At 38.8% G+C, this 14,394-nt stretch carries 15 protein-coding genes; 5 read left to right on the top strand and 10 right to left on the bottom strand.

The features are described from left to right. Nucleotides 1-170: 170 nt before the first annotated feature. Nucleotides 171-2,465, bottom strand: coding sequence for a thiamine pyrophosphate-dependent enzyme (locus FAY30_RS08100; RefSeq protein WP_149869394.1), 2,295 nt, complete (start codon nucleotides 2,463-2,465; stop codon nucleotides 171-173). Further along, nucleotides 2,465-3,478: a 2-oxoacid:acceptor oxidoreductase family protein gene (locus FAY30_RS08095; RefSeq protein WP_149869393.1), complete on the bottom strand. Its 1,014-nt coding sequence runs from the start codon at nucleotides 3,476-3,478 to the stop codon at nucleotides 2,465-2,467. Before FAY30_RS08095 ends, FAY30_RS08100 begins: the two co-directional genes overlap by 1 nt. Nucleotides 3,479-3,818: 340 nt before the next feature. Here FAY30_RS08095 and FAY30_RS08090 point away from each other — a divergent pair, with 340 nt between their 5' ends. After that, nucleotides 3,819-5,564, top strand: a complete 1,746-nt coding sequence (locus tag FAY30_RS08090) for a B12-binding domain-containing radical SAM protein (RefSeq protein WP_149869392.1) — start codon at nucleotides 3,819-3,821, stop codon at nucleotides 5,562-5,564. Between the two features lie 114 nt (nucleotides 5,565-5,678). Here FAY30_RS08090 and FAY30_RS27110 read toward each other — a convergent pair whose 3' ends face one another. Further along, on the bottom strand, nucleotides 5,679-5,840 hold the full coding sequence (locus tag FAY30_RS27110; protein WP_190284849.1) for a hypothetical protein: 162 nt from the start codon (nucleotides 5,838-5,840) through the stop codon (nucleotides 5,679-5,681). A 133-nt stretch (nucleotides 5,841-5,973) separates the two neighbouring features. Here FAY30_RS27110 and FAY30_RS08085 point away from each other — a divergent pair, with 133 nt between their 5' ends. Beyond that, nucleotides 5,974-6,327: a DUF3905 domain-containing protein gene (locus FAY30_RS08085; protein WP_149869391.1), complete on the top strand. Its 354-nt coding sequence runs from the start codon at nucleotides 5,974-5,976 to the stop codon at nucleotides 6,325-6,327. Between the two features lie 108 nt (nucleotides 6,328-6,435). Beyond that, entirely contained in the window at nucleotides 6,436-6,639 is a 204-nt protein-coding gene (locus tag FAY30_RS08080; RefSeq protein ID WP_149869390.1) for an alpha/beta-type small acid-soluble spore protein, read from the top strand. 44 nt (nucleotides 6,640-6,683) lie between these two features. Here the strand turns inward: FAY30_RS08080 and FAY30_RS08075 are convergent, their stop codons facing one another. The 4 genes from FAY30_RS08075 to FAY30_RS08060 all read right to left on the bottom strand — a co-directional run bounded on the left by FAY30_RS08075 (nucleotide 6,684) and on the right by FAY30_RS08060 (nucleotide 10,927). Further along, a complete protein-coding gene (locus FAY30_RS08075) occupies nucleotides 6,684-7,796 on the bottom strand; it encodes an anti-sigma factor domain-containing protein (protein WP_149869389.1) in 1,113 nt (370 codons plus the stop codon). Continuing rightward, a complete protein-coding gene (gene sigI / locus FAY30_RS08070; RefSeq protein WP_149869388.1) occupies nucleotides 7,793-8,539 on the bottom strand; it encodes an RNA polymerase sigma factor SigI in 747 nt (248 codons plus the stop codon). Before sigI ends, FAY30_RS08075 begins: the two co-directional genes overlap by 4 nt. A 228-nt stretch (nucleotides 8,540-8,767) precedes the next feature. Continuing rightward, nucleotides 8,768-9,235 (bottom strand): hypothetical protein, encoded by a 468-nt coding sequence (locus tag FAY30_RS08065; RefSeq protein ID WP_149869387.1) that lies wholly within the window; start codon nucleotides 9,233-9,235, stop codon nucleotides 8,768-8,770. A gap of 111 nt (nucleotides 9,236-9,346) precedes the next feature. After that, nucleotides 9,347-10,927 (bottom strand): peptide chain release factor 3, encoded by a 1,581-nt coding sequence (locus tag FAY30_RS08060; RefSeq protein WP_149869386.1) that lies wholly within the window; start codon nucleotides 10,925-10,927, stop codon nucleotides 9,347-9,349. Between the two features lie 251 nt (nucleotides 10,928-11,178). Here FAY30_RS08060 and FAY30_RS08055 point away from each other — a divergent pair, with 251 nt between their 5' ends. Next, nucleotides 11,179-11,439 carry a hypothetical protein gene (locus tag FAY30_RS08055; protein WP_149869385.1) on the top strand — a complete coding sequence of 87 codons (261 nt, stop codon included), beginning with the start codon at nucleotides 11,179-11,181 and terminating at the stop codon, nucleotides 11,437-11,439. Nucleotides 11,440-11,559: 120 nt separating this feature from the next. Then, nucleotides 11,560-13,296, top strand: coding sequence for an AAA family ATPase (locus FAY30_RS08050; RefSeq protein ID WP_149869384.1), 1,737 nt, complete (start codon nucleotides 11,560-11,562; stop codon nucleotides 13,294-13,296). 67 nt (nucleotides 13,297-13,363) lie between these two features. On the opposite strand, the gene FAY30_RS08045 is transcribed toward FAY30_RS08050, so the two are convergent. From FAY30_RS08045 to FAY30_RS08035, 3 genes are all read right to left on the bottom strand, one after another. Further along, entirely contained in the window at nucleotides 13,364-13,504 is a 141-nt protein-coding gene (locus FAY30_RS08045; RefSeq protein WP_149869383.1) for a YjcZ family sporulation protein, read from the bottom strand. Nucleotides 13,505-13,525: 21 nt separating this feature from the next. Then, nucleotides 13,526-13,630, bottom strand: coding sequence for a YjcZ family sporulation protein (locus FAY30_RS08040; RefSeq protein ID WP_074432825.1), 105 nt, complete (start codon nucleotides 13,628-13,630; stop codon nucleotides 13,526-13,528). A 226-nt stretch (nucleotides 13,631-13,856) separates the two neighbouring features. After that, the gene (locus FAY30_RS08035) at nucleotides 13,857-14,282 is read right to left on the bottom strand and encodes a CotY/CotZ family spore coat protein (RefSeq protein ID WP_190284848.1); all 426 of its coding nucleotides are present in this window, start codon (nucleotides 14,280-14,282) and stop codon (nucleotides 13,857-13,859) included. Between the last annotated feature and the right edge of the window lie 112 nt (nucleotides 14,283-14,394).

Below are 14,394 nucleotides of genomic sequence, written 5' to 3'. Positions count from 1 at the left end.
TTCGACTTTGAGAATTGTCCAGCTCCAGCACCCTAGCGGCTAGTGTCCTTCACGCTCCGCCCTACGATAAGTCAACATCGAATCACCTCCGGCTCTTCGTGTTTCCTTTATCTCAGTTGGAGCGCTCCAGGCCATACGCCGCTGACCAGGGCGCTTACGCTTTTCCTTTTTTATAGCATTGGATTTTCGTGTTTAGCTTTTAGACGCTGCCATCTCTTTTCAACTTCAGCCTCAAACTCTTCTAAAATTGGTTTGTTTTCATCTTTCAGCAGATGTTTTGTTTTTCCCATATACTTTAACCAATCAGAAAGTGGAATGCGTTTGTTCTTATCTTCCGGATTGTAGGTAATCGTGGTAACTCCTTGCTCCACTTCATAGAGCGGGAAGAAGCAAGAATCTACTGCAGCTTCGACAATTTTCGTACCAAACCGGTCATCCGATTTCCAGTTTAGCGGACATGTAATAAGGATTTTACCGTAAACTGTTCCAACGTTTTGCGCATACCACTGTGCCTTTGCACCTTTTTTCACTAAGTCTTGCGGGAATGCCTCGGACCCAGTGAACACATATGGCATATTTGCCGCAGCCATAATTTGCGCAGTATCCTTATGATGGAATGCTTTTCCGCGCTGTGCTTTTCCAACACCCGATGTACTAGTCATATGTCCCATTGGGGTAGAATACGACATTTGAGAGCCTGTATTCATATATCCTTCGTTATCATATTCAAGCATAATCAATTTATGGCCACGAAGCGCTGTTCCAATCGCAGAGCCCATTCCAATGTCCATACCGCCATCACCAGTGATCATGACAAATGTCGCATCGTCAGAAACATTAATTTCACCGCGGCTTTTTAATTCCATGAATGCTTCCAATGTTCCTGATAAAGTTGCAGCGCCATTTTGGAACAAGTTATGCATCATCGTTTGCTTGTGAGAGGTGCTTGGGTAACCCGTTGTTGTGACATAGGCACAGCCTGTTTGAAACAGGGTAACAATATCCCCCTCAATTCCTTTGAAGAATAACTCTAAGCCTGCAAAGATTCCACAGCCCGGACAGGCCCCGTGTCCTGATGCAATCCGTTTTGGTTTTCCAGTAAGAGCGCGGAGCGGCGGGATTTTCACTTTTAATTTATTGGTAACTTCATCCATCTTGACATCAATTAATCCTGATTTAAATACATCGCCATGCTGTGGTAAAATGACCGGCTTTAGAATCTTATCCGGGTTACCGGGAATATGGCCATAATAATCAAAAGGCTTTTCCGCATATCCCTTCTCCATTGTATCAATCGTCATTTCAAAAAAGGCCTGTGCATCACTTGCATAGAAATCCTTTCCGCCAAGACCGAAAACACGGCTTAACACGATTGTCTTATTATCCTTATCATCTTGAAGGGCTGATTTCACTTCATGTGTTAAGTTCGGCCCATTTGCCCCATAAGAATCAGCACGCTCACCGACTAATAATACCTTTACATTCTTAAGTGCTTCACGAATTTCTTTTGCTGGGAATGGACGAATAATATTTGGGCTGATGACCCCGGCTTTAATTCCCTTTTCACGCAGTTGATCGACCACATCCTTTGCAGATTCAGCGGCAGAATTTAATAAAAACAAAGCCACTTCTGCATCTTCCATTTTATATAAATCTAGAACAGGATATTCTCTGCCAGAAAGTTTCGCATATTCAGCAGCAACCTCTTTAAAAACCTCACCAGCATTATACATTGCTTCTGATTGTTGGAAGTGGTTATTGATAAAATCATCACCGCTCATATGTGCCCCGATGGTAACAGGTTTGCTCAAATCCCTGACAAAGTTATAATCTGTAGGACATTCACCAACAAATTGCTGGACGACAGTACGATCCTTAAAGTATTCTACTCTTCGCTTTTGGTGTGAAGTAAAGAAACCATCATAGGCTACAATTACTGGTAAACGCACCTTTGAATGTTCTGCAATCTTTAAAGCCATGATGTTCATATCATAAACCGCTTGCGGTGTTTTTGCCGTTAATATAACCCAGCCAGTATTCAATGCGTAATATAGATCAGAGTGATCTCCGCGAATATCAAGCGGGCCGCTGACAGCACGTGTAACCAAATTCATGACCATTGGAAAACGGGTTCCTGATTGTACAGGCATCTGTTCAAGCATATATAAGAATCCGTTTGCACTTGTAGCATTAAATACACGGGCACCCGTTGCTGCTGCTCCATAACAAATACCTGCAGAACCGTGTTCTCCGTCAGCAGGAATTAACTTGATATCATGTTCACCGCGGGTTTTCATTTGATCTAAAAATTGCGCGACTTCAGTTGAAGGCGTGATTGGAAAATAACCCATTATATGATAGTTAATTTGAGCTGCTGCCGTTGCAGCCATTTCGTTTCCTGATTCAAAGGTAGAGATCTGTTCAGCCGTACCTTGCGCTGTTAATTTATCTTCTAAAATTGCCATTATTGAATCCCTCCTGCAACATAAGGAAAGTTTTGTTTCACTCGGTTTTCATCAGCATATCCCAGCAATTCACGTAAATCACCAAGTGCATCGGTTGGGCATGCTTCCACACATTTTAAGCAGCCTTTACAATATTGATAGTCAATTCCTTTAAGGAACATTTGCTTTCTGCCGCGTTTATCTTCTCCCTCTTCCCAAACAAAACAAAAATCAGGACAAACATTATCGCAGGCTGCACAATGAATACATTTTTCCTGTTGAAACTCAGGAAGAAATCCCTGACGTGAACCGCTTAAATCTTTAAAAATACTATTCGCTTGAGAAACCATTACACCACCGATTTCCTGAGTCAAATAGCCAAGCTGTGGAAGCGTACGTGTAAAGGCTTTCCCTTCAGCACCAGCTGGCACTTCATATGTTTTAAATTGAACTTCATTGTATCCGCGATCAAACGTACGAATATTCGGTTCAACAAGATGAGGATATTTTTTTGTAAACGTTTTGCGAATAACATCTCTCATTGATTCCGGATCTAAAAAATCACAAATTCGATACAATGCTCCAAGCATTGCCGTATTAACTTTTGTCTTTTCCTCAACGGCAATGGTTAAGGCATCAACAATGGCAAGAGTACCGTACTCCAGTTGTAAATCATTTTTGACATCATCAAAATCTCTTGAAGTATTGACTAAAACAATCCCATCAGCGTTTAAACCGCTGACAACATTTACTGTTCTATATAAGGCTTCATGAAAAACCCCAACTATATGTGGCTGTTCGATTGGACTATGATCTCTGATTTCTACCTCTGGATCACAAAATCGGATGAAACTCTTTACCGGAGAACCTTTCTTCTCGGACCCATAAGATGAAAAATTAGAACCCTTTAAACCGAGACTTAACACACCAGCTTCTGCCAACATCTTTCCGGCTAAATTTGCTCCGAGCCCGCCAATTGATTCCAGACGGATTTCAAAAAATCCCAATTCATTTTTTTTAGGTAAAATAGACACAATATCCCTCCCCAATTTCGTTCAAAAAAAAACACGAAACAGACATAAAAATTTAACTTTCCCAAAGTCATTGTAGGACATCAGCAATATTTTGGCTGTGACAAAAGTCAAACAAACGCCAATTTTTTTTGTAACACATTCAATTTTCTTAAAAAAACCATTTATATTACTGTATTTATCAGACTTCCCAATTGTATAACAGGGGTGGAATTGTTATATAACAGCAAATATATTATGCTAGAACTTCTCCAATGCTCCCTTGCTTTAAACGTTTGTCTGCTACCTTTTTAGTCAAAAATAAGATATAATTATCTTTTTATTATCGAAAAGGAGTTATTTTATGAATGTTATTTGTTCTACTTTGAATGCAAAGTTTATACATACCAATCTTGCCATCCGTTATTTAAAAGCTTACGCCGCTCCGGAATTTACCGTTCAAATGAAAGAATATACAATCAAAGATCCCGTCCTTAACATTGTCTCAGATCTTTATCAGGCGAAACCTACAGTAATTGGTTTCAGCTGCTATATTTGGAATATTGAAGAAACACTAAAAGTGGTAAATATGCTGAAAAAAGTTGACCCCTCCATCCTGATTGTTTTAGGAGGGCCCGAGGTCACCTATGATACGGCTGAATGGATGGAAAAATCTCCAGAGGTTGATTTTATTGTTGTGGGCGAGGGGGAACACACCTTTAAGCAGTTGCTGAAGGAGATCCAAACGACAAAAAATTATCGGAATGTATACGGAATCGCTTATCGTGAAAATGGAAAAGTGATGATGACACCCCAATTAAATAAGTTGGATCTTAAAGAGCTTCCGTCCCCCTACCGTTTCCCAGAGGACATCTCTGACCTAGGAAAACGAGTTACCTATATCGAAACAAGCAGGGGTTGCCCTTTTAGCTGCCAGTTTTGCCTGTCTTCTATTGAAGTCGGGGTAAGATATTTTGACAGGGAAAAGATAAAATCCGATATTCGCTATTTAATGGAAAATGGCGCAAAAACGATTAAGTTTGTAGATCGGACCTTTAACATCAGTAGAAGCTATGCGATGGAAATGTTTCGTTTCCTCATCGATGAACATCTTCCCGGGACCGTTTTTCAATTTGAAATTACGGCTGATATTATGCGGCCAGAAGTCATTGAATTTTTAAATGAAGAGGCGCCAAAAGGGCTTTTCCGTTTTGAAATAGGCGTTCAATCAACAAATGACTATACAAATGAACTAGTTAAACGCAAACAAAACTTTTCAAAATTGACCAGAACAGTAACAATGGTAAAGGAAGGCGGCAAAATTGATCAGCATCTTGATTTGATTGCCGGACTGCCTGAAGAGGATTATTCGTCTTTCCGGAAGACTTTCAACGATGTGTTTGAGATGAGACCCGAAGAATTACAATTAGGATTTTTAAAAATGCTTCGTGGAACAGGAGTACGTCTGCAGGCCGCGAACCATCAATATGTATATATGGATCATTCTCCATATGAAATCCTAAGCAATAATGTCCTTTCATTTGCTGATATTGTAAGAATCAAACAAGTAGAGGATGTTTTAGAAAAATATTGGAACGATCACCGTATGGATCAAACGGTTGAATATTTAGTAACGAATGTGTTTGCTTCACCATTTGATTTCTTCCAAGACTTTGGTTCCTATTGGGATGAACGTGGTTGGTCAAGAATCGGCCACCAGCTAGAGGATTTATTCCGCCGATTATTTTCCTTTCTAAAAGATATTTCGGTTGAAAATCTTGATGTGATTGCAGGTCTTATGAAGGTTGATTATTTAAAAAGCCATAAATACAAACCTAGAAAGCCCTGGTGGGAAGCAAATCTGGATAAAAATAAACGAACGAAACTATATAAACAAATAATCGAAAATCCCAAGCTTTTAGGAAAAGAATTTCTTGTGCTAAATCTAGATGAAAAAGATTTATTTAAACATACAATGCTTGAAGAACTATCCTTTGATTTAGGCATGTATTTTACAACAGGGAAACTGAAGAGAACCCCGGCATATTTATTGGCCTATTTTGATCCGGCTAATAACCGGACTCAGTTGTTTCCGTTTACAGAAATGTAATAAGCCGGACTTCTCCGGCTTATTTTTCTTTATATATCAGGATTTATTAGTTTCGGCTTTGAAAAATGGCCAGCTCCAGGTCATACGCCACTGACCAAGGAGCTTCCGCTTTTCTTAGCTTCTTCCCTTTTTTCCTAATTTTGAATTGCGGTTTGCAAACCGGATCGCATTATTATTATCAGTAAATTCTGCTGAAAATTCACTTTCCTGTACATTTTTATGAGGTGTCTTCGTATATTTTGTTACTGCATCAAATTCAGCCTTACGCTTTGCCATATGAAAAGCCTCCTATTTATTAATCGAACACCCTTAGTTTTAATCAATTTTCCGGGTATCATTCCTTTCCTTATTTTTCATAAATAAAATCACCTTTCCCGCAGAAAATAAGAGTAAAAAGGAGTGAACAGCAATGAAGAAATCAATAAATAATCAGTCCTCCGAAAAATTAACAATTAATGAAACAATGCCGCATCAAATAAATGCACCAAGCTTTAAAGATACCGGGATTAAAATGCAGCCACCCTTTGTTAACGAACACGGTGTGACTATTGGTGACAGCTTTTACGCCTCGGAAAATTCTCCATTAGAGAATTGGTCAAAGGATACAGACCCTTCGATTATGGCTGGAGACGAATGGGTTCACCCTACAAATGATATTGGCTGGAACACGACAGAAAACCGAGAGCTTCTGGAAAGTAAAAGGAAACCTCAGGCATCCCCCTTTATGCATCCCACCAAAGATGTGGGAAAGGGAGCAGATTAATATTCCAGTTTGGACTAACATTACCACTTATGAAATGGATACGGAAAATAGATAATACATTTACAGGGGTTTCGTATCTCTGGATGAAAAAAAAGGAGTTGAGCGAAAATGGCAAATAGCAGCAATAAATTATTAGTTCCTGGTATTGAGCAGTACTTAGATCAGGTAAAATACGAAATTGCACAAGAATTTGGCGTTCAATTAGGTTCAGATACAGTATCAAGAGCAAACGGATCTGTTGGCGGCGAAATTACGAAAAGACTTGTACAACAAGCTCAGGCACAAATGTCTGGCCAGTTTACGAAAGAATAATTAAATAGACATGGAAAAAGTCCGGTGTTCAGCCGGACTTTGCTTTATTTTTTATGATCTTTTTGATTCCATTGTTTTTGTTTATTAGGATTACTTTCCATTTTATCTTGCTGTTTCCATTTATTTCCCTGGTTTGGGTTTATCTCTTTTTGATTCCACTTATTTCGCTCGTTTGAATCTTTCTCTTTTTGATTCTGTTCCCATTTATTTTGTTGGCCGTTATTTTGTTGGCCATTTGGTTGAAATTGTTTATTGATTTGCCCATCGTTTCGTTTCCATTGTTCTTCATCTGCTTTTTTCAATTGTCCGGGAGGATTTACATTTCCTTTACTATTGACCTCCCCTTCAGGCAATCCATTATTATTCTCAATCCCATCCACCTGTTTTTTCAGTTGTCCAGGAGCAGTGCTGCTCCCGGGATTTTCCGGCGGTGAAGCAAGGTGTTCCTGTTTGTTCTCATTGGTTTTTATTTTTCCCTTTTGTGATGACTGATTCTTATTTTCCTGGTATTTTCCTGTTGAAATACCGAGTTCCTGTGCTTTTTCCCGTTCTTTCTCAGTTGCTGTCAGAACTGTAAGATCTACGTTTTGTTTATTCACTGCTGCTTTAATTTCATTGATATTCTTTTGCAGATCTTTTTCAACTTTTACATCTGGTTCATCATTCCTAACGGTAGAAATAATTACTTGTTCATCTTTTTTGATAAAACCGGCAGTTTCCATTTCGACAAGAATGGATTTAGTCAATTCAGAGATATCTTTTTTCTTCCAATCTTTTAGTTCTGAAATAACCTTTTTTCCTTCCTTATTGAAACCAACTAATTCTACAACCTGCATTTTTTTATTTACACCAAGCTCGATGCTTGGATTTGCATCAATCGACATATAGGCATACGCACGATTATTTTGATACATGGGGATAAAGGAGCCAAGAAAAATCAATAAGGCTGCCATTACGGCCCAGAGCGATTTAAATGTTAACAAATTTTTTAATGATGCCAAAGTATTAGAAGCTTTAACGTTTTCTATCGGAAAAAAATGAATTTCCTCACCGATCACATAATCTTGTTTTTGCTTTCGTGTGCGGAAAAACTCACCTTCGGGGGTTAACATCGTTAAATGTGCCTCATCTATTTGCATTATAATTCCTTTTTTCATGTATCTAGCACCCCCTTTATATAATCCTTCATAAATACATAATCATTTGATAAGATCAGTGCAATCGCAATGATATATTTTCGGTTCCGTTCAATCGTCTTTCTGCTGACATTTACCATTTTTTCTAATTGTTTTATCGGAAGGCGCTTTTTTTCGAATAATATTTCTTTCAGCTCTTGGTTGTCGACTAACATTTTCGCCGTAAGAATAGCGCTTTTCCGAGCATCAGCATGTTTTGGAGAATTTTCCACTAAGTCACTAAAGCTTAAATCAAAGGTTGTTAATAATGCTTGAAAATGAAGAATTTCTTCTTTTCTTAATTGCTCATCATTCTTTTTATAGTAATCATCGAGGGAAAGCTCATTAACGATCACTGTTCCTGCTGATTCTTCTTCTTGACTCGTACTGGTTATATCAATGCTAATATGTTGATTTTTTGTTTGTTTGCGAATATAGTCTATAACTCTTCTTTTAATAATCACTTCTGAAAAGCTTAATAACGAGCTTCCGCGATCAGTAGAATATTTTTCAACAGCCTCATTAAAGGCGATAAGACCAATGCTAAATTCATCATCGGTTTCATATATATAACGTCTGCATACGGAAGAAACTGTTTTTGCAATAAAAGGCTTATAAGCATCAATTAGTTCATCAAGTAAGAAGCGATCACCTTGCTGTATTAACAGGACCGTTTCTTCTAGAGTTCTTTTTTTCTTCTTGGTCATAAACAATAAACTTAGCATTTGCTCACCTCTATTCGACCAATTATAACATACGAATGTTATTTTGGACTTTTTGGGTGAATGCAAATTGAAAATAACAGCCTCCAAGATTGCAAAAAAATGTTCGCGAAAACTTTTCATTACAAAGGTACGTATTAAATGAAATAGTTTCTGGGGGTGATTAAATAAAATTTTTTCCCAATAAAAAACTTCAAACCAGAATCCTCTGATTTGAAGCTACTAAAAAAATTAATGATGGTGACGTTTTTTAATCAATAAATATTTAAGTGAAAACCCAATTAACAGTCCGGGAATTAAAAATAGCATTGGTAAAAAGACAGGACCAGGGTGCAGTTGAAAAAACGTTATTTTTGGCGATAACATTAAACCTACCGTAACAAAATAAGCACTAAAAACAAATGGTAAGTAAGAGTGCTTTTCATTTGCCGGCATGGCAGAGCGATAACCATCCCACATTGAAAACATATAAACACATGGATAAAACATAAGCCATTGGTAATTAATAACCGCTTCAGCCCTTTCGATTTCGCCTAAGAAGCTGTACATGATCGCCTGGTTAAAGCGGCTATTAACATTCATTAAAAATTCTAAAACGACAAACAATACCCCTTTAATATAATTTCCTGTTAACAATTGAGTGAAACCAGGAAAAGCAATATTCCACAAAACGGCTTCCAGCCTGCTCATTTTTTTCATTGTACAATCCCGCTTCTATATGGCAATTTGAGAAAGAAACCCTCAAATTTATCATGCCCAATCCAATCCTAAAATACCCAGGTTAATGAAACTTTTCCAGTGTTTCCCATTTTATTCATTCTGATCCATTGGGTTGTACAGTGTGACGGTCGGATTTTTTTCTTGAAACCATCTTAATGCAAACTCGTTTTCAAATAAGAACACAAAATTATCATAACGGTCTTTCACCAATAGACTGCGTGTACTTGACAAATTTTCATCCACAGTATCGTTTTCAACCCAACGGGCAATTTTGGAACCCATCCGTTCCATTATCACTTCTGCATTGTACTCATTTCTCATCCTGTGCTCAAATACTTCGAACTGAAGCTGTCCGACGGCACCTAATAAATAATCTTCCATCCTAGCGGTTTTAAAGAGCTGAATGGCCCCTTCCTGGACTAATTGTTCGATGCCTTTATAAAAGGATTTTTGCTTCATCACGTTTTTAGCCGACACCTTTACATATAATTCAGGAGTAAACTGCGGTAATCTTTCATATTGGAAGTCATCCTTACCCGTTGTAAGGGTATCACCTATTTGATATGTTCCTGTGTCGTATAAACCGATAATGTCACCGCTAACCGCTTCATCAACTGTATTTCGTTCTTCCGCCATAAATGAAGTTGATTGAGAAAGCTTTAATTGTTTTCCAAGGCGCGGAATATTAACAGTCATCCCCCGTTCGAATTTCCCGGAGCACACTCGCACAAAAGCAATACGGTCACGGTGGGCAGGATTCATGTTCGCTTGAATTTTAAAAACAAAGCCTGAAAATTGGTCTCCCAGTGGATTGATTTCCCCAATCGATGAATTACGGGCCTTTGGCGGCGGCGCAAACTTTAAGTATGACTCAAGGAAGGTCTGGACACCAAAGTTAGTTAACGCACTTCCAAAGAATACTGGTGTCAATGTACCATCAGCCACCTTTTCGGCTGAAAACTCATTTCCGGCTTCATTAAGCAGCATAATTTCATCAAGCGTTTGATCATACAGTCCTGAAGATTTTAACTTATGGTCTCCAGTAATCTCCCCATCATCATTTAATGGGATAAACCGCTCATCCTCATTCACTCGAAATTGTTCCACTCGATTGTTGAAACGATCATAAATACCAAGAAATTCTTTCCCCATACCAATTGGCCAGTTCATTGGATACGATTCAATTCCAAGTACCTCTTCTAGTTCGGCTAAGAGCTCAAGAGGTGCCTTCCCCTGACGATCAAGCTTATTCATGAACGTAAAGATTGGAATGCCGCGCATCCGGCACACTTTAAATAGCTTGAGTGTTTGTTCCTCGATCCCTTTCGCTGAATCGACAATCATGACAGCACTATCGACCGCCATTAAAGTTCTGTAAGTATCCTCACTAAAATCCTGGTGACCAGGAGTATCTAAAATATTTACTCGGAATCCATCATAGTCAAATTGCATAACACTGGATGTGACTGAAATTCCACGCTGCTTTTCAATTTCCATCCAGTCACTTGTAGCGAATTTACCAGTTTTCTTTGCTTTAACTGTACCTGCATCGCGAATCGCTCCGCCAAATAATAATAATTTTTCCGTAAGTGTCGTTTTACCAGCATCCGGGTGGGAAATAATGGCGAATGTCCTGCGTGATAAAACGTCTTCTCTAAAATTTTTACCCATCTTGTCTTCCTCTCTTATAACAATCAAAAAATTTTTTCCATAACTTAAATCTTATCTCGCAAACGGCAACTTTGCAATATTTTAAAGAAAACTCGCCGATTGGCGAAGACAGAGGCGTAGTTGCACTTATGCCTGATAAGAAAGTTTTCTTATCGGCCAATGAATGGACACGGATTTTTTCTTTAAACTCCTCCGGTAAAATACTATAATGATGGTAATCGTATTTAAAAATAGATGCCCTAGGAGGAATTATGGAACTTAATAAAATTGATGATCAAACCTTAGCCTTATTGCACAAAGCATTCGAAATTGTTCTACAGCAAAATAACGTTACCTATAGTAAGATTGGCATTGCAGAAGAAGGAAAGCAGTTATTATTTTTGTATGAAGGCAAAGATGAAAAAGTCCATGTATTTAAATGGGATAAATCATCAAGCATGGGAGTAAGTTTTGGAGTCCTCGCCCAAAGTGTGTTAATGCCCATTATTCCCCATCTTCGTTTATTATCATAGAATTAGGAACACACTTTCGATTTACTGAAGGTGTGTTTTTATCCTTCCACCGATTCCCACATCCATTTTTCTGGAAGTTAATTTATAATAGAGTTAACTCTGTTAGAGGAGATGAAATAAATGAATCAAAGTAAAAAAATAGTTTCAAAGTTTATTCCGCTGTTCGCAGCGTTTATATTAATTATGGCAGGAATCGCTTGGTATATCCAAACATCAAATTCGGAGGTATCCATCCCATTCTCTTCGGTGGAGAAAACCATCCAAGCTCAGAATGGCGACCCTGTTATTCTCACTGAACGAGCTGATGGCAGCCTGTATATAAAGGCTGGAGAAACCGAATTCATTTCCCATGTTCCGCCTAATAGCGACATGATTGATAAACTGGTAGAAAAATATAATATCGACTATTCCTATTCAACTAGCAGTCGTTATGGGAAATGGATTATGGGCGGAATCATCCTTTTATTAGCAGGTGCTGCCTTTGCCCTTCAAAAATCTAAGGGCGGATTCGGACTTCATAACTCCATGAAAAATAGTGTTGCCAAGTCACGCCCACTGCCGACAATCAGTTTAGAAGATGTCGGCGGCCTCGGTGATGAAATGAAGGAAGAAATATTACAAACACTTTCAACCCTAAAAGAGCCTGAGCGATCTGCTAAGCTAGGCATTAAACCACCAAAAGGAATTCTGTTATACGGACCACCCGGAACAGGTAAAACCTTATTAGCACAAGCAATCGCTCGGGAATTAAATGCAGCTTTCTTCTCTGCCAGCGGAAGCGCGTTTAATGAACTATTTGTTGGTGTAGGAGCAAGTAGGGTACGTTCTTTATTCCAAGCAGCACGAAAGCAAGGTCCTGCTGTTATTTTCATCGATGAAGTCGATGCACTTGCCGGTAAAAGAAAAGCCCATGGCGGTGAGGAAGCAGAAAAAACATTAACGGAACTTCTCGTCCAGCTTGATGGCGGTCATTCCAATGATGGAATTTTATTTATTGCCGCAACAAACAGGAAAGATATGCTTGATGAGGCCTTCCTTCGTCCAGGAAGAATTGACTTCTCCTTCCATGTCCCTCTGCCTGATACAAGGGGCAGACGAGAAATTATCGAGCTTCATACGAAAGGAAAATCTCTTGCAGAGGATGTTCATACATCCTTAGACGCGCTGGCAGAAAGCACTTCAGGATTCTCAGGCGCTGAGCTTCAGTCCCTTTTTGAAACTGCAAGCAGACGAGCTGTTCGAAATGGACAGGAACACATTCAAAAACAAGACCTTGATTATGCTCTTGACCGTACCATACTAGGAAGCACTTCACGTTCTTTACAGGATGTTGATACAAAACGGAGGGTCGCCATCCACGAAGCCGGCCATGCGATTGTCGCCTCATTAACAAGGCCCGGTTCAGTTAGAAAAGCTACAATCATCCCTCGCGGTGAAGCGCTTGGTTATGTTGCACCAATTCCAAAAGAATTGCATTTATCGACAACCTCTGACCTTCTGGATCGTGTTGCCATGATATTAGCAGGCGGAGTTGCTGAGAGAATGCTTCTTGGCGAACACAGTATTGGTGTTAGCGGTGATGTACAGCAGGCAAAACAAATCATAGAGCAAATGGTTGATACCGGAATGCTTCAAGATGGTTTTACCTTGACATTCAATAAACAGGATAAAGAAACAAAAATGCAGGAACTGTTTGCAAAAAGCTTAGAAAAGGCTGAGATGCTGATCAAAGCCCATCAAGATCAGTATCAGCAATTGGTTGATGCATTATTAAAGAAAGAGACATTAGAAGGTTCTGAAGTGGAACAAATTGTTTGGGGTACATTGACCAACACAGAACAACTTGTACTAGTGTAATGTATGAGATTTAATGATATTCCAATACTGAAAAGCTCCAGCACCCTTAGTGCTGGAGCTTTTCTAATTACCATCTAAAGCAAGCTGCACCGACAATAATTAAAAGGATAAACAATACAACGATTAATGCGAAACCGCCGCCAAATCCAAATCCGCCGTAGCCACAACCACCATAGCCGTAGCCGCCATATCCACCATAACCAAACATTTAATTTCCTCCTCTTTTATATTAATAGAATCCGTAACCCCAAGAAGCTCCGATAATAATTAACAAAATAAACAAAACGACTAGTAGGGCAAATCCGCCGCCATAGCCACCTGCTGCACCAGACATTAACATTACCTCCTTTTTGGATTTCCATATATCCTATTCACCTAGATAAAAATGTGCGATAGACACATATCCATATTAGGAAGATTTGAAAAAAAGAATAAGCCCAATCTTGTGAATCTGGACTTGCAGCCTTTAAGGATGTTTATCCTGTTTAATGCTTTGAAGAGGTAATAAAATGAGGGTCTGCCGCTAAAACAAGTAAAAACAGTCCCTCATTTCTTAATTACTAACATTTTGGTTCGATAATGGGCAGCTCTCGATTAACTAATTTGGGGGATAACGGCTGAATCGTACAAAAACAGCTTAGATCTACAATTAAACAGATATCGGTTTTTATCAGCGAATACACATCATCACATAACTCCACAGGGCAACCATCCATATCAACCGGCATTAAAAGTGATAATGTAGCACAACAATGTCTTGAATCAACGTCTTCTAACCTAAAAACTTGTGTAGTAAAAAACTTCCCATACCTTGTAATCCCAAAAGTTTCAAATGGACATTTCCCATTTGAAAGTATAAATGGAATGGTGTCAAATCCAAACTTTTCACAAATGAAACGAAATCCTTCAAAAGACAGCTTTTTCTGTTCTTCAAGAAGTTGTTCCATTTCGTGACAAATACACTGTCCACTTCGATTCATTTCCATGAGTTTCCCTCCTTTCATTTGCTGCGAATAATTCCCTTATTTTAAAATATTCTATTCAAACCTGATGGTATAGGCTCCTCTCACACTGGAAACAGGTATTTATCCAAAAGGA

Origin of the sequence: Bacillus sp. S3 (assembly GCF_005154805.1) — a bacterium.
GTDB lineage: Bacteria > Bacillota > Bacilli > Bacillales > Cytobacillaceae > Neobacillus.
The sequence above is the reverse complement of the archived record's forward strand: the minus strand, read 5'-3'. Positions and strand labels throughout refer to the sequence as shown.

What these genes read in the sequence shown, in the direction of transcription:
- FAY30_RS08100 (WP_149869394.1), bottom strand. Translation starts at nt 2,465, where the DNA reads ATGGCAATTTTAGAAGATAAATTAACAGCGCAAGGTACGGCTGAACAG.
- FAY30_RS08090 (WP_149869392.1), top strand. Translation starts at nt 3,819, where the DNA reads ATGAATGTTATTTGTTCTACTTTGAATGCAAAGTTTATACATACCAAT.
- FAY30_RS27110 (WP_190284849.1), bottom strand. Translation starts at nt 5,840, where the DNA reads ATGGCAAAGCGTAAGGCTGAATTTGATGCAGTAACAAAATATACGAAG.
- FAY30_RS08085 (WP_149869391.1), top strand. Translation starts at nt 5,974, where the DNA reads ATGAAGAAATCAATAAATAATCAGTCCTCCGAAAAATTAACAATTAAT.
- FAY30_RS08080 (WP_149869390.1), top strand. Translation starts at nt 6,436, where the DNA reads ATGGCAAATAGCAGCAATAAATTATTAGTTCCTGGTATTGAGCAGTAC.
- FAY30_RS08075 (WP_149869389.1), bottom strand. Translation starts at nt 7,796, where the DNA reads ATGAAAAAAGGAATTATAATGCAAATAGATGAGGCACATTTAACGATG.
- sigI (WP_149869388.1), bottom strand. Translation starts at nt 8,539, where the DNA reads ATGCTAAGTTTATTGTTTATGACCAAGAAGAAAAAAAGAACTCTAGAA.
- FAY30_RS08065 (WP_149869387.1), bottom strand. Translation starts at nt 9,235, where the DNA reads ATGAAAAAAATGAGCAGGCTGGAAGCCGTTTTGTGGAATATTGCTTTT.
- FAY30_RS08060 (WP_149869386.1), bottom strand. Translation starts at nt 10,927, where the DNA reads ATGGGTAAAAATTTTAGAGAAGACGTTTTATCACGCAGGACATTCGCC.
- FAY30_RS08055 (WP_149869385.1), top strand. Translation starts at nt 11,179, where the DNA reads ATGGAACTTAATAAAATTGATGATCAAACCTTAGCCTTATTGCACAAA.
- FAY30_RS08050 (WP_149869384.1), top strand. Translation starts at nt 11,560, where the DNA reads ATGAATCAAAGTAAAAAAATAGTTTCAAAGTTTATTCCGCTGTTCGCA.
- FAY30_RS08045 (WP_149869383.1), bottom strand. Translation starts at nt 13,504, where the DNA reads ATGTTTGGTTATGGTGGATATGGCGGCTACGGCTATGGTGGTTGTGGC.
- FAY30_RS08040 (WP_074432825.1), bottom strand. Translation starts at nt 13,630, where the DNA reads ATGTCTGGTGCAGCAGGTGGCTATGGCGGCGGATTTGCCCTACTAGTC.
- FAY30_RS08035 (WP_190284848.1), bottom strand. Translation starts at nt 14,282, where the DNA reads ATGGAAATGAATCGAAGTGGACAGTGTATTTGTCACGAAATGGAACAA.